Here is a 17,843-nt window from a genome sequence, read left to right as displayed (position 1 = left end):
TCACTCAGCACGAAAAGGACCGGATATGGCCAACGTGGTTGTTGTCGGCGCCCAATGGGGCGACGAAGGAAAAGGCAAGATTGTCGACTGGCTCAGCGAAAGGGCGGACGTAATCGCGCGTTTTCAGGGCGGTCACAATGCCGGTCATACGCTGGTGATCGACGGTGAGGTCTATAAGCTGCACGCGCTTCCTTCGGGTGTAGTACGCGGCGGCAAGCTGAGCGTTATCGGCAATGGTGTGGTTCTGGACCCCTGGCATCTGGTCAATGAGATCGCAACCATCCGCGCGCAGGGTGTTGAAATCACTCCCGACACGCTGATGATTGCCGAAAACACGCCGTTGATTCTGCCGATTCACGGCGAGTTGGACCGTGCGCGCGAAGAAGCTGCGAGCAAAGGCACCAAGATCGGAACAACCGGTCGTGGAATCGGCCCGGCCTATGAAGACAAGGTTGGGCGGCGTTCCGTTCGCGTTGCCGATCTGGCGGATGAAGCCACGCTGGAGGCCCGCGTGGACCGCGCATTGCAACACCACGATCCGTTGCGCAAGGGTCTGGGTATCGAGCCGGTTGACCGCGACGCGCTGATTGCTCAACTCAAAGAGATCGCGCAACAAATTCTGCCGTTTGCGGCGCCTGTCTGGAAAGTGCTGAACGAAAAGCGCAAAGCCGGGAAACGCATCCTGTTTGAAGGGGCGCAGGGTGCGCTGCTGGATATCGATTTTGGCACCTATCCCTTCGTGACCTCGTCAAACGTGATTGCGGGGCAGGCGGCAACCGGTGTTGGAATCGGTCCGGGCTCGATCAATTTCGTGCTTGGCATTGTTAAGGCCTATACCACCCGCGTTGGAGAAGGGCCGTTCCCGACCGAGTTGGAGGACGCGGACGGTCAGCGGCTGGGTGAACGCGGGCACGAATTCGGGACGACAACAGGCCGCAAGCGCCGCTGCGGCTGGTTCGACGCCTGCCTGGTGCGCCAGACCTGCGCAACCAGCGGCGTGAACGGCATATCGCTGACCAAGCTGGATGTTCTGGACGGGTTTGAGACCCTTAAGATCTGCACGGGGTATGAGCTGGATGGCGAGCGTTTGGATTACCTTCCGACCGCTGCTGATCAGCAAGCCCGCTGTACCCCGATTTACGAAGAAATGCCGGGGTGGAGCGAATCGACCGAAGGCGCGCGCAGCTGGGCGGATTTACCTGCAAATGCGATCAAATATGTGCGTCGGGTCGAAGAATTGATCGAATGCCCGGTGGCGCTTTTGTCCACCAGTCCGGAGCGGGACGACACCATTCTGGTGACAGACCCCTTTGCAGACTGATGCGCGAGAAACAGAAGACAGGGCTGAGTTATAAGGCACGCCGGCGCTGGTCGCTGGTGATCCTTGTGCTTGGTCTTCCGCTGTACATCATCGCCGTGGTGACGATCGTGAACTTGCTGGGGCGTCCTCCGATCTGGATTGAGTTACTGGTTTATGTCGTGCTGGGCATCCTTTGGGCCCTGCCGTTCAAGTTCGTGTTTCGCGGCGTCGGCAAAGAAGACCCCGATCAGTCCTAGCGCTCGTCAGGTATGTCTGAATGACCGGGCCTGCTGAGCACTGCGCAGGAAAACGCGCGGTCCTCGGCGGTATAGTGTCGGCTGTCTGGTATCAGTCGAAACGTTCGGGCTTTGTCATTCAGGACGGGCGTTTGGTCCAAGGGCCAAAAGCAAAAAGGCCGGGGGTTAACCCGGCCTTGCTTGAAAACTTCCAGCGTGATCAGCCTACGGCACGCTCGTCATCGGGGCGAAAACCGATCAGGTTGGACGCCGCAAAACGCCCGCCCCCGGCCTTCTCAATCTTACCATCGCGCAGCAACTGCCCAAAAGAACGCAGGCTTTCTTCGCGATTGAACTCATCCTGTTTCAGTGAACGCACTTTGTTCATCAGCTGCGGGCGCGAAAACTGCTCCTGACCTTCGATGAAGGACAGATAGGCGGCAGCCGCTTCCAGAAGATCAGGCAGAGATTGCGCACCCTGTTCCTGTGCAAACTGTGCGAAACCGCCTTCCTCGGACCCGGATGTTTCCTGGTCTGTAGTGACACGACGTGGCGAGACCGGGTTTGCGGATGTTCCGTGCTCATCCACCCGTTGCTCGGCCACCAGCTTGAGCGGTGCCGGAGCTTCCGGTGCCGGACGCATGCTGGTCACCTTGATTTCGGGTCGCCGTGGGCTGACCACGGATGCCAGATCACCGCGGTATTCTTTGTCGGCCGCCTCTTCCGAGCGTGCCTGACCGTCGCGGTCGGCTTCGGTTGCAGCGACAGCGGTGCGCAGGTGCGAATAGGTTTCGCGCGCATCGCTGCTGCTGGGATCATCCATATGCTCGCCGGTCTTTGCCATAAGGCGCGACATATCCTGATCGGGATCCGCATCGTCCGCCAGTTTTTGGCTCGAACGACCGGACAGGTGCTGTTCGATCTCGGATATTTCGGTCAGCAGGTGCATTTCGTCGTCTGCGGTCAAAACACCCTGCGCCAGATCGTCCTCGACCGGTTCATCGTCGGATTCAATTGCTACGTCTTCTACGTTGAGGATGTTGGGGGCATCCTCTTCGTCGAAATCGTCTTCGGCAACGTCTTCGAGATCAGCCAACAGAGGCTCGGCGGCGGACTGATCCGCCACCGGCGCGTCTTCGATCTCGTCGATTTGCAGGGGCTGGGGGGTCAGGGGCACCTGCAAGTCAACGGTTTCTTCGATCTGAGTTTCAGCAACTTCGGGGATCAGCGCATCAACTGTCTCAGCCGCTTGTGGTTCCGCGGCCTCCTCGTCAAGCGCCTTGTCAACCGCAGGTGCCGCCAGTTCTTCGGTTTCCTGGGTTTCAGGCTCTTTGGGTTCGGCAAAGTCATCCGCGCTGAGAGCACCAGCCTCAAACGCGGCGGCCACAGCATCTACCGGAGGAGCGGATTTGGCCAGCAGAGACGAGTCTTCGTCTTCGGAATACTCGGCAGCGGGCACATCGGAATGAGAGACGACCGCGCGAATACGCTGCAGTTTCGCCGCGATGCTGTCAGCAGCCGGGGGCGGGGTGTCTGCGACAGGTTCTGCCTCGGCGAACCCGGTCTGCGCAGGGGTCGGTTGTGGCTGAACATGAGCGGGAGTTTCGGCTACATTGACTGCGGCCGTGTGCGGGGCCGGTTCTTCAGCAGCAACTGGCGCTTCGGTTGTCTGAGTGGCACGCAGCAACAGGCCGGATTCGTTCTGACGGGCTTCGACGCGCTGTGATGCATCACGCCGGGCGATGCGGGTCAGCATTTCGGCATCAGGTTGCGGGGGTTCCGAACCGAAGTAACGGTCATCCGCTGCGAGATCGCGGAAATACTCGGCGATGGCTTTCATCGTTTCAAAGGAATCATCAAATCCTTCCAAAGTGCAGGAGAAGGTTCCATATGAAACGGTTAATACCTTGTTATTCTGTACCATCAGACGCACGTCCTTTACAAACTACGAGAGCCCACTTACCCGGAATCGGGAGCACACGAAGGCTCTGAACTTTATGCATGAACCTATCATTTTGTGGTCTTAATGTGTCCAAATCCGGGAAAAATGGCCAATCTTAGGAAAATCGAGCCAATTGTACGCTCTATCGATCCAATCGGGCTGTTCGGAGGGGGATTTATCGGATCTGGAGACCTGAATCTGGTGCTGAATCGCGTCAATTCGGTCGTTGCCGCCGATGGCGGAGCGGACATTTTGACAGAATCAGGCCGGATTCCCGATGCGGTGATTGGTGACTTCGATTCGCTGAGCAAAGCGACGCAAGCTAAAATTCCCACGGATCGCCTGTTTGCCATCCGCGAACAGGACAGCACCGATTTCGACAAGGCCCTGCGCAATCTGCACGCTCCTCTGGTTCTGGGGGCTGGGTTTCTTGGCGGGCGACTTGATCATCAACTGGCCGTTCTGAACGTTCTGGTCCGGCGGCAGGATCAGGCCTGCATATTGCTGGGCGAACGTGAACTGGTTTTTCATGCGCCGCCAGAGATCAAGCTGCCGGTTGCGCCCGGCGATGTGGTCTCGCTGTTTCCGATGCAGCCGGTGACGGGGCGCAGTACCGGGCTGGAATGGCCGATTGATAATCTGGCCTTTCAGCCGGACGGGCAGGTGGGAACATCCAACCGTGCACTGGCGCCTGTCGAGCTGAAGATGGATGGGCCGGGCCTGCTGGTGATGATCCCGCGCACAGCACTTGATCCGCTTATGCAGGTGTTTCTGTCGGGGCAGACCGGGCGCTGGCCCGCTCGCGCAGAATGACGTACAGGCCTGCGGCAATGGTGATGACGATGCCAGCCGCAGCCAATCCATCGGGCAGGTCGTTGAAAATCACCCATCCGATCAGGGTTGCAACCGGGATTTCCAGATATTGCATCGGGGCCAGTGTGGCAGAGGGCGCATAGCGCAGCGACCACGTCATCAGCAGATGCGCGACCGTACCCAACACCCCGATCGCAATCAGCAGCCAGTTCAGATCGCTGGATGGCAGGGTCATCGAGAGCTCCTGAATGTTCATTTGCGTGCCAATCAGAAGGAGCGGTGCCAGAAGGATCGTCGCAAATACGCCGGACACGGCTTGCAACGACACCGGATCGGACTCTTTCGCGACTTGCCGGGTGACCAGCATGAACATGGCAAAAACCACGGCAACGATCAGTGGCAGCAACGCAGGTGCACCCACCTCGGCAAAGCTGGGTTGAATGACCAGCAATGTGCCGATGAACCCAACGACGCAGGCGGCAAGACGGCGGGAACCGACCTCTTCCTCCAGAACATATTTGCCCAGCAGCAGCATGATGAATGGCATGACAAAGGCAATTGCAACGGCATCCGCCAAGGGCAGGAATTGCAGCGCGCTGAACATGGCCGAAATGCCGATGATATGCAGCAGCGTCCGTAGCAGGGTCAGCCGCAGGATGCGGCCGCGCATCCGCCAGGGTCGCCCCGTCACCGCAACCAGGGGGATCAGGATCACCGCTTGCACCGCGAAACGCACCATGACCAGCAGACCCAGCGGTGTGGTTTCACCCAACAGCTTCGCCATCGCATCCCCCAAGGGTGCGAGCACGCAAAAACCAAGCATCAAAAAGATGCCAAAGACGGGTCTGTCCTGGGTCATGAGCGCGACGCTATCTGTTTCGCGACGCAGAGGGAAGCGCTGTTGTCAGCGGTCGGGCAGGGGATGAACCTTGGTGTAATCCGGCCCGATGCAGGTGGGCAAACCATCCTCCAATTTCAGCCATTTCAGCTTTTCTTCATGCGCGACATGCAACGTAGGTTCCAGTGTGTCAGGAGAGTCCAGTGTCGCGACATAAAGGTGCATCACATCCGACATGGCGGTTGAACGGAAGGACATTGGCGTGCCGCAGTGCGCGCAGAAGCTGCGCTCGACACCGGGAGAGGAGTTGAAATGCTTGGGCTCTTCACCGGTCCACCGCCAATGGCCATCCCGAACTCCGAAATACGTTGTCATCGGCGCTGCGCATTGGCGACGGCAACTGTCGCAATGGCAGGTGACGCATGACAGTACCGGAGGGTCGACCTCGAACCGGATCTTGCCGCACAGACAATGTCCACGCATGTCGCCCCTCGCTTTCTGTTTCAGCAGTTCGGTACGTTCACAGCCAGACCGCCCAGCGAGGTTTCCTTGTATTTCTCATGCATGTCATGGCCGGTTTGGCGCATCGTCTCGATCACCGCGTCCAGCGGCACGAAATGCTGACCGTCCCCGCGCAAGGCCAGTGAGGCGGCTGAAACTGCTTTGATAGCGCCTAACCCGTTTCGTTCGATACAAGGAACCTGAACCAGCCCGGCAACGGGGTCGCAGGTCATGCCCAGATGATGCTCCAGCGCAATCTCGGCGGCATTTTCCACCTGTTCGGGGGTTCCGCCCATCACGGCGCAAAGCCCGGCTGCCGCCATGGCAGCGGCGCTGCCAACTTCAGCCTGACATCCCGCTTCGGCACCCGAGATCGAGGCGTTGTACTTCACCAACCCGCCAATGGCCGCTGCGGTCAGCAGGAAATCCTCGATATGGCTTTCGGACGCGCCCGGTACGTGATCCAGGTAATAGCGCAGAACAGCGGGCAGAACACCTGCGGCCCCGTTGGTGGGCGCAGTGACAACTTGCCCGCCCGCCGCGTTTTCCTCGTTGACCGCCATGGCATAGACGCTCATCCAGTCGTTGATCGTGTGCGGCGCGGTCAGGTTCATGCCGCGCTCGGCCATCAGCGCATCATAGATGCCTTTCGCGCGGCGGCGCACTTTCAGGCCGCCCGGAAGGATGCCGTCAGTGGTCAAGCCACGCTCGATACAGGCATTCATGACGTCCCACAAACGGGCCGATCCTTTCGCGAAACTGTCGGCGCAGCCCCGCGCGATCTCGTTCGCGCGCTTCATCCCGGCTATGGTCTTGCCACTGGATTTGGCCATCTCAAGCATTTCTGCGGCGGATTTGAACGGGAACGGGACCGGGTCGCCTTCATCGGTGTCTTTCCCTTCGGCCAGTTCTTCCTCGGTCAGGACAAAGCCGCCGCCGATCGAATAAAACACCTGCCGCAGGATCACATCGCCCTGTGCGTCGGTGGCCATCAGGATCATCCCGTTGGCGTGCCCGGGCAAATTGTTGTCGTAGTCAAAGATCAGATCCGCCTTGGGATCGAACTGAAGCGTCGGCAGGCCTTCGGGCGTTACGGTGTGCGTGCGGGCGATATCGGCCAGCGCGGCCTCGGCCTTTTCGTTGTCATAGGTGTCGGGAACAAAGCCCGCCAGACCCAGAATGGTCGCCCGATCGGTCGCGTGGCCGACGCCGGTGAAGGCAAGCGAGCCGTGCAGCGATCCTTTCAGACCGGTAAATTCAAAGGGGGACGCGCGCATCATGTCCAGAAAGCGCGCCGCGGCCACCATCGGGCCCATTGTGTGCGATGAAGACGGGCCAATGCCCACTTTGAACATATCGAAGACAGATAGGAACATATCAGATAGCCGAGCCTTCCGGGGGATTAGCGTAAGTAGGGGATGTGAAGGGTGTAACGCCCAAACCTTCCGCAGCGATTGCCGAACGGGTGGCAGGGCGTGTCTCAAGGTGCAGAAGCATTTTCAGCAGATGCGGCGTGTCGGCCTGTTGATACCAGCTGCGGTCAGCACTTACTGGGTACAGGGCCATCCAGCGCATCATGCAGGCGACATAATAGGTCAGAACCGATGGGACACCTGCGCGAAACCACTCAGGTCCGCGTTGCGCCAGCGCATCCAGCAGCCGCAGGTGCTGCTGCAACCGGGGTCGGATGCCCGCGCGCAGCGTGTCGGCCTGTGAGGCGTCTATGTATTTTTCAGCGTAGAACAGGATGCGCAGATCCGCATGCAACGTGTTGGACGCGAAGAACAGCCATTTCAGAAATCCGGCGCGTTCAGGATCATCCGCCGCCGGGGCCAGTTGACCATGGCGCTCTGTCAGCCAAAGCAGGATCGCCGCGGTTTCAAAGATCGGGCCCTGCGGCGTTTCCAGTACCGGGATCAGCCCGTTGGGATTAAGCGACCGGTACGCGTCGCTGTCCTGCTCGTTCTGGCGGCGGTCCACCAGCACGGTTTCATAAGCCACGCCTATCTCGTCCAGCGCCAGCCGGATCACCAGCGAGGCGTTGTCAGGGGCATAGTGCAGGCGGTACGGGGTCAACATGCGCGCAACTTACAGCGCAAAGATGTGGGTGTAAGACATGATTGCGACTTTTCCGACAGGAAACGCGTAGTCCTGAGACATCTTAACACCTGTCGGATCGCAAAATGGGGTCGCAGTCGTCTGACGCATTCCCTATAACTCCGTCAGAATAAACTGGGAAAGCTGCCATGACCAGAGATCTGTCGCCAATCGACACCGCGAAATATGTTGCCGCGTACCGTGCCGCCGACATGGTCGAAGACGGGATGCGCGTGGGCCTTGGCACAGGATCGACAGCCGCCTGGCTGGTGCGCCGTCTGGGTGAACGGGTGCGCGAAGACGGACTGCGGATCAAGGGTGTTCCAACCTCGACCCGCACGGCGCAGCTTGCCCGCGAGGTTGGTATTGACGTCATTTCACTGGATCAGGCCGGTTGGCTGGACATGACCATCGACGGCGCGGATGAGTTCGATCAGGACCTGAACCTGATCAAGGGCGGTGGCGGTGCGCATCTGCAGGAAAAGATTGTGGCCACGGCCAGCGACCAGATGATCGTCATCGCCGATGCAGGTAAAGAAGTTGAAACTCTGGGGGCCTTTCCGCTGCCTGTCGAGGTCATTCCCTTTGGCTGGCAGACAACGCGCACATTGATCGAGGAAGCCCTGGATACGATGGATGTGCTTGGGACATCCTCGGCGCTGCGCATGAATGGCGAGGCGCCGTTTGTGACGGATGAGGGCAACCACATCCTTGACCTGCACCTCAAGCGCATCGGCAACCCGCGCCAGATGGCGCTGATCCTGAACCAGGTGCCCGGTGTTGTGGAAAATGGCCTGTTCATCGACATCTGCGACAAGGTCGTGATCGGCCATGGCGATGGCCGGGTCGAGCTGCGTGATATCAACGCGGGCACGGTCGAACTGGATCAGCTGCTCAGCGGGTCGCGCGATAACCTGTTTTCCGATTTTTCGGACTGAGTATCGTGCAGGTCCCTTCGGCAAGTGGCTATGAAAGTTCGAATTTTCCGCGCCGGGGGTTGGCACAGGGTTTTTTACGCCCAGATATTCAGAGAATTTTGAAAGTTGAATGAAGGAACCCGGCATGAGCTTTGACTATGATCTTTTTGTCATCGGCGGAGGTTCGGGCGGGGTCCGCGCGGCGCGTGTTGCGGCGGGTGAAACCGGTGCCAAGGTCGCGCTGGCCGAAGAAGACCGGTATGGCGGCACCTGTGTGATCCGGGGCTGCGTGCCAAAGAAGCTGATGGTCTTTGCCAGCGAATACTCGGGCATGGTCGGGGATGCGCAGGCCTATGGCTGGGACATTCAGCCCGGCGCGTTCAACTGGAACACTTTCCACGGCAAGCTGGTGGCCGAGCTTGATCGGTTGGAAGGGATATATCGCAATATCCTGAAGAACAACGGCGTCGAAAGCTTTGACCATCGTGCGCGCCTTGTGGATGCCCACACGGTCGAGCTGGCCGACGGAACCCGCAAAACGGCCAAACACATTCTGATCGCCACCGGCGGTCGCCCGGTTGTTCCGGATTTTCCGGGCTCGGAACTGGCGATTACCTCGAACGAGATATTCCATTTGGACAAGCTGCCTGAAAGCATCCTGATCGTAGGTGGCGGTTATATCGCCTGTGAATTTGCCGGGATTATGAACGGGCTAGGGGTTAGGACGACTCAGTTCTATCGCGGTGCACAGATTCTTCGGGGTTTTGATGACGAGGCGCGTGGACTGATCAGCGAAGAAATGTGCCAGAACGGCATCGACCTGCATCTGGGCACCAATGTGCTCGAGATGAAAAAGCAGGGCGACAAGATCTGGGTCAAGGCCACCAACGGCTCCGAGCAGAGTTTTGATGTGGTGATGTATGCCACGGGCCGTGCGCCGAATGCCGATAACCTTGGGCTGGAGGCTTTGGGCGTTGAACGCGGCCGTAAGGGCGAGATCATCGTGGATGAGTACAGCCAGACCGCTGTGCCCTCGATCTTTGCCATTGGCGATGTGACCGACCGGGTGAACCTGACCCCGGTGGCGATCCGCGAGGGGATGGCCTTTGTGGAAACCGTGTTCAAGGGCAATCCGACACCGGTGGATCACGACTTGATTCCGACCGCGATCTTTACTCAGCCTGAGATGGGAACTGTCGGCCTCAGCGAAGAAGAGGCAGCGGAACAGGAACCGATTGAGGTTTATGCCACGTCTTTCAAGCCGATGCAGAAATCCTTTGCTGGCGGCACGCAGCGGGTACTGATGAAACTCATCGTCTCTCAGGCCACGCGCAAGGTGCTGGGTTGCCATATTGTCGCCCCCGGTGCCGGCGAGATGATCCAGCTGGCGGGAATCGCTGTAAAGATGGGCGCGACCAAGGAAGATTTTGACCGAACGGTTGCAGTTCACCCGGTCATGGCCGAAGAACTGGTGACAATGCGGCAACCTGTGCGCACGGCTTGATTTGCAAGCGCGCGCACACACGTTACAAGGGAACCCGTGATCACACGGTCCAAAACGAAGGAAAAGATACATATGGCGGGCAATAGCGGAGGCCCCTGGGGGGGCGGAGGCTCATCCGGTGGCGGAGGAAATCGGGGTAACAACGGGGACGGGCGCAAGCCCCCCGAAAGCGATGGCCCGCATATTCCCGAGATCGACGAACTGATGAAAAAAGGCCAGGAGCAGCTGCGCGTTCTCATGGGCGGTCGTGGTGGTTCTGGCCGCGGTGGCCGTAGCGGTCAGGGCGGCGGTGGCCCGGCCTTTACCAAGGGCACCCTGCTGCTGGGCGGCGTCGCCGCTCTGGTGATGTGGGGCGTGGCCAGCGCCTATACGGTCAAACCCGAAGAACAATCGGTCGAGCTGCTGTTTGGTCGCTTCTCGGGGATCGGTACAGAAGGTCTCAACTTTGCCCCATGGCCGGTTGTGACGGCCGAAGTTATTCCGGTGAAGGTCGAACAGACGGAAACCATCGGCTCGGGTGGTCGTGGAAGCGATGCGGGTCTGATGCTTACGGGCGATGAAAACATTGTCGATATCGATTTTCAGGTGGTCTGGAACATCTCCAATCCGGCAGATTTCCTCTTCAACCTGCGTGATCCCAGACAAACGATTCAGGCGGTTTCGGAATCAGCGATGCGCGAAATTATCGCGCAATCTTCGCTTGCACCGATCCTGAACCGCGACCGTGCGGTTATCGCAGAACGGCTTGAGGAGCTGATTCAATCCACGCTCGACAGCTATAGTTCAGGCATCAATATTGTTCGTGTGAACTTTGATGGTGCCGACCCACCAGAACCGGTCAAGGACGCATTCCGCGAGGTTCAGTCAGCGGGTCAGGAACGTGACCGGCTTGAAAAGCAGGCTGATGCCTATGCCAACCGGGTTCTCGCCGGTGCGCGCGGTGAAGCGGCACAGGTTCTGGAAGAAGCCGAAGCCTATCGCGCCCAGGTCGTGAACGAAGCTCAGGGTGAGGCCAGCCGCTTCAGCGCGGTTTTGGCGGAATACGCCAAAGCGCCGGACGTGACGCGCAAGCGTCTGTATCTTGAGCGGATGGAGCAGGTCCTTGGCGACGTAAACAAGATCATTCTGGATGAGAATGCCGGTGGGCAGGGGCAGGGCGTTGTCCCGTATCTGCCGCTGAACGAATTGCGCCGCAACTCGGGCGAGGGGAACTAAAAGATGCGTAAATCAACTTTTGTTCTGCCTGTCATTTTTGTTCTTGTAGTGGCTGCGCTATCGTCGATCTTCATCGTCGACGAACGGGAAAAAGCACTGGTTCTGCAATTCGGTCGCGTCATTGATGTCAAGGAAGATCCGGGTCTTGCGTTCAAGATTCCGGTCATTCAGGAAGTCGTCCGCTATGACGACCGTATTCTGAGCCGCGAGGTCGGACCACTAGAGGTGACACCTCTGGATGACCGTCGTCTGGTGGTTGACGCGTTTGCACGCTATCGGATTACCGATGTGCGCCAGTTCCGCGAAGCGGTGGGTGCGGGTGGCATCGATACCGCAGAACAGCGGCTGGATTCCATTTTGCGGGCGAAAACGCGCGAAGTTTTGGGTTCCGTCAGCTCGAACGATATCCTCAGCTCGGATCGGGCGGCGCTGATGCTGCGCATCCGCAATGGGGCCATTACCGAAGCGCGTGATTTGGGTCTTGAAGTGATCGACGTCCGGCTCAAACGCACTGACCTGCCGCAAGCCAACCTCGAAGCCACTTTTGCGCGTATGCGTGCCGAACGCGAGCGTGAAGCGGCAGATGAAGTGGCCCGTGGTGAGGAAGCCGCACAGCGTATCCGCGCGCAGGCCGATCGTACGGTGGTGGAACTGGTGTCGGATGCCCGCCGCGAATCTGAAATTGTTCGCGGTGAGGCCGACGCCGAACGCAACGCGATCTTTGCGGATGCCTACGGAGCAGACCCCGAGTTCTTTGAGTTCTACCGCTCTCTGTCTGCCTATGAAAATGCGCTTCAGGGCGGAAACAGCTCGTTGGTGCTAAGCCCGGATTCGGACTTCTTCAACTACCTCAGCTCGCCAACAGGTCGGCGGGCACCGGTGGCGGTGCCGTCCGAATGATGGGTATGATCCTTCTGGCCTTCGGGCTGGTACTGATTGTCGAGGGGCTGGCCTATGCGCTGGCCCCTTCGCTTATCGAACGGATGCTGGAGGCGCTGCGCGCCATGCCCGAACAGGGCCGGCGACTGGCCGGGTTGCTTTGTGTTGTCAGCGGTTTGATCCTGCTCTGGGGGGCATATCAACTGGGCTTTTGACGGGGCGGTTTCACGTGCGGGTGATTTCCCTGCGATCCCGAGTTGCTCACCGGGTTAAACTGACTACATTGGAAACTAAGAAAGGCCGAAACAGGCCTTGGCAAGATTGTCGACAAGGAGAGCTCAAGTGCAGGCGAAAGCGCGCAGTTTATCCGTCCGGTGGGACGACGTGAGTGTTTGGATGCGGCTGTTGTGGCTGGCCTTTGCCGGTACACTGCTTGTGCTGGCGCAGTCGGTTTCCGCCCAGGCCAGAGGCGAAAGCCTGGCGCCCTTGGCGGAAAAGATCAGCCCGGCCGTGGTGAACATCACCACAAGCACCCTGATCGAAGGTCAGACAGGCCCACAGGGTATCGTGCCCGAGGGGTCTCCGTTCGAGGATTTCTTTCGCGAGTTTCAGGATCGCAATGGCGGCAATGACAACAGCCCGCCCCGACGCAGCAACGCCCTTGGGTCGGGTTTTGTGATCTCTGAAGATGGCTTCATTGTCACCAACAATCACGTCATTGCGGAAGCTGATGAAATCCTTGTGGAATTCTTCCCCGGCGACGGGCAGCCCAAAAAAGAACTGGTGGCCAAAGTCATCGGAACCGATGAGAAGACCGATATTGCACTGCTCAAGGTCGAAGCGTCCGGCCCCTTGAAATACGTGCAATTTGGCGACAGCGACGTGGCGCGTGTGGGGGACTGGGTGATTGCCATGGGCAATCCGCTGGGCCAGGGCTTTTCTGTATCCGCTGGTATCGTATCGGCCCGCAACCGGGCGCTCAGCGGATCATATGACGATTACATCCAGACAGATGCGGCGATCAACCGGGGCAACTCGGGCGGTCCATTGTTCAATATGGACGGCGAAGTGATCGGCGTGAACACAGCCATCCTGTCACCCAACGGTGGCTCGATCGGCATCGGCTTTTCGATGGCATCAAACGTGGTGGTGAAGGTCGTCGATCAGCTGCGCGAATTTGGCGAAACCCGGCGCGGCTGGCTGGGTGTCCGCATTCAGGACGTGACCGAAGACATGGCCGAGGCCATGGGGCTGGAGAAACCCGGCGGCGCGCTGATCAGCGATGTCCCAGAAGGCCCCGCCCAGGAGGCCGGTCTGAAAGCAGGCGACGTGATCATCAGCTTTGACGGTGTCGAAGTTGAAGACACCCGTGGTCTGGTCCGTCAGGTCGGTGAAACAGAAGTCGGCAAAGCCGTCCGGGTCATTGTACACCGTGATGGCGGCACGCAAACAATTCTGGTCACGCTGGGACGCCGTGAGGACGCAGAAAGCAAAGACGATGACGAAGAAGAAACGCAGGAGGCTCCGGTCGAAGAAAACGCCGATATTCTCGGGCTGACCATCTCCCCGCTCACAGATACGCTGCGCGCGGATATGGGATTGGACGCAGATGCCCAGGGTCTGGTGATTTCGAATGTCGACGAAGCGTCTGAGGCTTACGCGAAAGGGTTGCGCGCGGGTGACCTGATCACCGAAGCGGGTCAGCAAAAGGTGGAAAGCATCGCGGATCTGGAAGCCAGGATGGACCAATCGCGAGAGGCTGGGCGCAAATCCCTGCTGCTTTTGGTCCGCAGGGGGGGCGAGCCGCGATTTGTGGCGCTAAGCCTGGAAGAGTGATTTGAAAAGGCCGGGACAAGCGCCCGGCCTTTTTCATTGCCTGAACACCTGAAGAGGCATGCAGAAAGAAAATGAGCCATACGCTGAAATTGCGTATGGCTCAGATACAGGGAGAGATCAGTGGACAGATATCGGGGATGATTCTCTGACCTCCTACGGTAACAACTTCACCTTAGGTCAACACCGGCCCCTTCGTATGTGAACCAGATCACACTGGTTCAGATAAGTTCGGAATCGGCCAGTTCCCGCAATGCGTCGAAATCCTGAATCAACAAGCCGCCGCGCGAGGATTCGACAATATTGTCGCGTTTCCAGATCGAGATCGTCTTGGAAACGGCCTCGCGCGTGGCCCCGACAAATTCGGCAAGTTCGCTCTGCGACAGGGTGATGCGCTGCGTCGGGTCGTCCTGCAATTCCGACAGATGCAGCAGCTTTCGGGCCAGCCGAATGGGCATGGGCAAAAAGACCTGCTCGTTCAGCTGCAACCCCATCCATCGCATCCGCAGCCCGGCCAATCGGATCAGATCCACGGCAAGATCAGGCTGTTTTCTGATCTGGTTCATGACGTCATTGCGACGCACACGCAGGACGCGCGATGGCTCGGCCGCCGCAATGGTTGCCGTGCGCGGGCCGTTGTCAAACAGCGCAATCTCGCCAAAAACTTCACCTGGGCGCATCAGCGTCAGCGTCAGCTTTCGACCGCTCATCGCCAGAAAGGACACTTCAAGCGTGCCTGCCAGAATGGCATAGAGCGAATCCCCTTCATCGCCTTGTTCGAAAAGGGTTTCTCCTTGAGCCAGCGAGATGTCGGTCGCCTGCGCGGAAAGCATCTCTCTAAGCCCGTCGGAGGCTTCGGAAAGGAAGCCGCTGGTGGGAAAGGCCGTCATGTATACACCGATCTTGGGCAAGGTGTGAGTGTGGGTGGTGACACAACTTCCCATAGCTCGGCGGCTAAGCCAAGAATTTTGTTTGATTTTGCAGGTATGGCGACGTCAGAACAGCTATTTCTGTTCCGGGTCGTCCATATAGCGTTGCAGGATGCTGAATTGCAGCATCAGGAAGGCCATCAGCGCAATGGGAAATCCGAAGGTCTCGATCTTGACCCAAAGGTCGGTCGACATGGTGCGCCAGACAAACTCGTTTGCCGCGGCCAGAACAGCGAAACAGGCGCAAAGGCGGCGTGTCAGAATCATCCAGCCTTCGTGCTTCATAGGCAGCAATTCATCCAATACGTAGGCCAGATAAGATTTCTTTTGCAGCAACCCGATGCCAAGGATCAGGGCGAACAGGCCATAGACAAGCGTGGTTTTCATCTTGAAAAACCGCTCGTCATTGAACCATGCGGTCAGGCTGCCGAAGAAAATAACCATGAAGGCCGTGAAAATCTGCATCCGGCTAAGCTGGCCGGTGAGGTACCACAGGATACCCATTGCCCCCAGCATCAGGGGGACGAAGATAATCGTCGCGATGATAAAGCCGGAATATTCGGTGCCACCGATCAGAAAGCTGTCATCACGCAAGCGCAGGTAGATGAAGAAGAAGGCCAGCGGCGGGCCAAGCTCCAACGCCTGTTTCAGAAATGGGTTGATGTCTTTTTTGGCTGTCATCGGTATGTCCTGCTGCTTACCCGCCCATTTCAACTATTACGGCGCCGAGTGCAATCAATGCCATCAATGCAATGCGCCTTGGGCCAACGGTTTCCTTCAGGACAAGCCAGCCGATCAGCGCCGCAAAGACGGTTGAGGTTTCGCGCAGCACGGCGGCTTCGCCGACTTTGTCCAGTCGTGTGGCCAGCATGATCGAACCGAAGGACAAAGGCGCGATGATCCCGCCGGCCAGCCCCCGCAACATCAGCGGGCCGGGTGCAGGGCGATGCGTCATCGCGCGCCATCTGAGGAAGGCATAGATCGGCATGGCCGCGCCGTCGATCATGAAGAACCAGGCCAGAAATGTGAACGGGTCGGCGGTGGCGCGAATGCCATAGGCGTCATAGGTGGTGTAGAGGGCGACAAACAGGCCTGTGATGATCGCCAGTGTCAACGCGATGCCCAGCGTATCCCTGTTGGTTTCCAGGAACCTGAAGTTGTAGGCGGCCAACCCAAATATCCCGGCCAACAAGGTGGCCACGCCCAGCCATTGAACGGCCGAGAATGTTTCGCCGAACAGAAGATAGGCACCGATGACAGTGAACAGCGGACCTGTCCCGCGCACCACCGGATAGACGACCGTGTAGGACCCTTTGGTGTACGCTGCGGCTTGCAGCGTCTTGTAGGCAATGTGGATCAGCCAGGCGAGGGCGAAGATCGGCCACATATGAGGTTCAGGCCAGGGCACCACGAAAAAAGCAAACGGGGCGGCCATCAGACCATAGCTGGCGTCAATGGCGCCACGGGACAGCCATGGATCATGGCGGCCTTTCTGTAGCGCCCCGAACGCGGCGTGCAGGAAGGCAGCCATCAACGCCAGTGCCAGCGCCAGTTGGTGACCGGCTTCGGTGCCTTCAAGTGAGATCAGCCAGTTGCTCAAATACGCAAACCTTTTGCCGGGCGGAGAGGGGTGGGGGCTGTCTGCCCCCACACCCCCGAGGATATTTAGGGCCAGATGAAGAGGCGGATCAGCCCTTGTCGAGCCCGGTCAGGGCGGCGGCGAATTCATCGGGGTCGAAGGGGGCAAGGTCATCGATTTGCTCTCCCACCCCGATTGCATGGATCGGCAGGCCGAACTTGTCGGCCAGAGCGACCAGCACGCCGCCCTTGGCGGTTCCGTCCAGCTTGGTCATGATCAGGCCCGAGACATCGGCCAGCTTGCGAAAGGTTTCCACCTGGCTCAGCGCGTTCTGACCTGTAGTGGCGTCGAGGACCAGCAAGGTGTTGTGCGGCGCGGTATCGTCAACCTTGCGGATGACGCGGACGATCTTGGCCAGCTCCTCCATCAGGTCGGTGCGGTTTTGCAGGCGTCCGGCGGTGTCGATCATCAGCAGGTCCGCGCCTTCGGCCTGAGCCCGGGTCAGCGCGTCAAAGGCGAGGCTGGCGGGGTCCGAGCCCTCGGGCGCGGTCAGAACCGGAACCCCGGCGCGGTCGCCCCAGACTTGCAGCTGTTCGACGGCCGCAGCACGAAAGGTGTCACCGGCGGCGATGACGACTTTTTTGCCAGCCTGCTTGAACTGGCTGGCCAGTTTGCCGATGGTCGTGGTCTTGCCCGAACCGTTGACACCGACGACCAGCACCACTTGTGGACGTTTGGGATAGATCGGCAGAGGCCTGGCCACAGGTTCCATCACGCGGGCCACTTCCTGCGCCAGCAACTGTTTGATTTCCCGGGTCGAGAGTTTGCGTCCAAAGCGTCCCTCGGCCATGTTCGAGGTGACACGCAGGGCGGTGTCGACGCCCATGTCAGAAGCAATCAGCAGCTCTTCGAGCTGCTCGAGCATATCGTCATCCAGCGTGCGGCGCATTTCTGTGGCAGCGCTGCCGCGGCTGAACAGGCGGTTCAGGATGCCTTTGGATTCAGGGATTTCTGGTGGCGGGGCAATGGGCTTGGGGTCCGCCGGGGCGGGGGCAGGTTGTTCAGGCGGTTCCAGAGCCGGTTCAGTGGTCGGGATTTCGGGAACCGGTTGCGGCGCGGGCTCAGGTTCGGGGAGGACAGGGTCGGGCGCGGCGGTTTCCTCGCCACCATCCTCGACGATGGCGTCCAGCCCCTGTTCGAGGCGGGATGAGGATTTGAACAGCTTGTCCTTTAGCTTTGAGAAAAACGCCATATTTGGTC

Annotated in this window: 18 protein-coding genes; 9 read left to right on the top strand and 9 right to left on the bottom strand. The window is 59.1% G+C overall.

What is annotated here, in order from left to right:
• Positions 1–25: 25 nt before the first annotated feature.
• Both I9188_RS04820 and I9188_RS04815 read left to right on the top strand, forming a co-directional pair.
• A complete protein-coding gene (locus I9188_RS04820; protein WP_209504287.1) occupies positions 26–1,321 on the top strand; it encodes an adenylosuccinate synthase in 1,296 nt (431 codons plus the stop codon).
• A complete protein-coding gene (locus I9188_RS04815; protein ID WP_209504286.1) occupies positions 1,321–1,557 on the top strand; it encodes a DUF2842 domain-containing protein in 237 nt (78 codons plus the stop codon). Before I9188_RS04820 ends, I9188_RS04815 begins: the two co-directional genes overlap by 1 nt.
• Before the next feature lie 199 nt (positions 1,558–1,756).
• On the opposite strand, the gene I9188_RS04810 is transcribed toward I9188_RS04815, so the two are convergent.
• Entirely contained in the window at positions 1,757–3,376 is a 1,620-nt protein-coding gene (locus tag I9188_RS04810) for a hypothetical protein (RefSeq protein ID WP_348540317.1), read from the bottom strand.
• 207 nt (positions 3,377–3,583) lie between these two features.
• On the opposite strand from I9188_RS04810, the gene I9188_RS04805 reads away from it, so the two are divergent.
• Positions 3,584–4,291, top strand: a complete 708-nt coding sequence (locus I9188_RS04805; protein WP_209504284.1) for a thiamine diphosphokinase — start codon at positions 3,584–3,586, stop codon at positions 4,289–4,291.
• Here I9188_RS04805 and I9188_RS04800 read toward each other — a convergent pair.
• The 4 genes from I9188_RS04800 to I9188_RS04785 are packed head-to-tail and all read right to left on the bottom strand — an operon-like array spanning position 4,236 to position 7,709.
• Positions 4,236–5,150, bottom strand: a complete 915-nt coding sequence (locus tag I9188_RS04800; RefSeq protein WP_209599570.1) for a DMT family transporter — start codon at positions 5,148–5,150, stop codon at positions 4,236–4,238. The two genes, I9188_RS04805 and I9188_RS04800, sit on opposite strands and share 56 nt — an antisense overlap.
• A 45-nt stretch (positions 5,151–5,195) precedes the next feature.
• Positions 5,196–5,612 (bottom strand): GFA family protein, encoded by a 417-nt coding sequence (locus I9188_RS04795; RefSeq protein ID WP_209504282.1) that lies wholly within the window; start codon positions 5,610–5,612, stop codon positions 5,196–5,198.
• 20 nt (positions 5,613–5,632) lie between these two features.
• Positions 5,633–7,006 carry an L-serine ammonia-lyase gene (locus I9188_RS04790; protein WP_209504281.1) on the bottom strand — a complete coding sequence of 458 codons (1,374 nt, stop codon included), beginning with the start codon at positions 7,004–7,006 and terminating at the stop codon, positions 5,633–5,635.
• A 1-nt stretch (position 7,007) separates the two neighbouring features.
• Entirely contained in the window at positions 7,008–7,709 is a 702-nt protein-coding gene (locus tag I9188_RS04785; RefSeq protein ID WP_209504280.1) for a glutathione S-transferase family protein, read from the bottom strand.
• Between the two features lie 167 nt (positions 7,710–7,876).
• Here I9188_RS04785 and rpiA point away from each other — a divergent pair, with 167 nt between their 5' ends.
• From rpiA to I9188_RS04755, 6 genes are all read left to right on the top strand, one after another.
• On the top strand, positions 7,877–8,665 hold the full coding sequence (gene rpiA / locus I9188_RS04780) for a ribose-5-phosphate isomerase RpiA (protein WP_209504279.1): 789 nt from the start codon (positions 7,877–7,879) through the stop codon (positions 8,663–8,665).
• Between the two features lie 124 nt (positions 8,666–8,789).
• Complete coding sequence (gene gor / locus I9188_RS04775; protein ID WP_209504278.1) at positions 8,790–10,148, top strand: glutathione-disulfide reductase; 1,359 nt, start codon at positions 8,790–8,792, stop codon at positions 10,146–10,148.
• A gap of 72 nt (positions 10,149–10,220) precedes the next feature.
• The gene (hflK, locus tag I9188_RS04770; protein ID WP_209504277.1) at positions 10,221–11,363 is read left to right on the top strand and encodes an FtsH protease activity modulator HflK; all 1,143 of its coding nucleotides are present in this window, start codon (positions 10,221–10,223) and stop codon (positions 11,361–11,363) included.
• 3 nt (positions 11,364–11,366) lie between these two features.
• The gene (locus I9188_RS04765) at positions 11,367–12,263 is read left to right on the top strand and encodes a protease modulator HflC (RefSeq protein ID WP_209504276.1); all 897 of its coding nucleotides are present in this window, start codon (positions 11,367–11,369) and stop codon (positions 12,261–12,263) included.
• The gene (locus tag I9188_RS04760) at positions 12,263–12,457 is read left to right on the top strand and encodes a DUF2065 domain-containing protein (protein WP_209504906.1); all 195 of its coding nucleotides are present in this window, start codon (positions 12,263–12,265) and stop codon (positions 12,455–12,457) included. The genes I9188_RS04765 and I9188_RS04760 overlap by 1 nt, the downstream gene beginning before the upstream one ends.
• A gap of 181 nt (positions 12,458–12,638) precedes the next feature.
• Positions 12,639–14,078, top strand: coding sequence for a Do family serine endopeptidase (locus tag I9188_RS04755; RefSeq protein ID WP_245220476.1), 1,440 nt, complete (start codon positions 12,639–12,641; stop codon positions 14,076–14,078).
• A gap of 218 nt (positions 14,079–14,296) precedes the next feature.
• Here the strand turns inward: I9188_RS04755 and I9188_RS04750 are convergent, their stop codons facing one another.
• The 4 genes from I9188_RS04750 to ftsY form a co-directional block, all read right to left on the bottom strand.
• The gene (locus tag I9188_RS04750; protein WP_209504274.1) at positions 14,297–14,965 is read right to left on the bottom strand and encodes a Crp/Fnr family transcriptional regulator; all 669 of its coding nucleotides are present in this window, start codon (positions 14,963–14,965) and stop codon (positions 14,297–14,299) included.
• Between the two features lie 114 nt (positions 14,966–15,079).
• A complete protein-coding gene (locus I9188_RS04745) occupies positions 15,080–15,685 on the bottom strand; it encodes an inner membrane-spanning protein YciB (RefSeq protein ID WP_209504273.1) in 606 nt (201 codons plus the stop codon).
• Between the two features lie 16 nt (positions 15,686–15,701).
• Positions 15,702–16,604, bottom strand: a complete 903-nt coding sequence (locus tag I9188_RS04740) for an EamA family transporter (RefSeq protein ID WP_209504272.1) — start codon at positions 16,602–16,604, stop codon at positions 15,702–15,704.
• An 88-nt stretch (positions 16,605–16,692) separates the two neighbouring features.
• Complete coding sequence (ftsY, locus tag I9188_RS04735) at positions 16,693–17,835, bottom strand: signal recognition particle-docking protein FtsY (RefSeq protein ID WP_209504271.1); 1,143 nt, start codon at positions 17,833–17,835, stop codon at positions 16,693–16,695.
• Positions 17,836–17,843: the final 8 nt, after the last annotated feature.

The organism is Ruegeria sp. HKCCSA071, assembly GCF_017872555.1.
Taxonomy (GTDB): Bacteria; Pseudomonadota; Alphaproteobacteria; order Rhodobacterales; family Rhodobacteraceae; genus Ruegeria.
The sequence above is the reverse complement of the archived record's forward strand: the minus strand, read 5'-3'. Positions and strand labels throughout refer to the sequence as shown.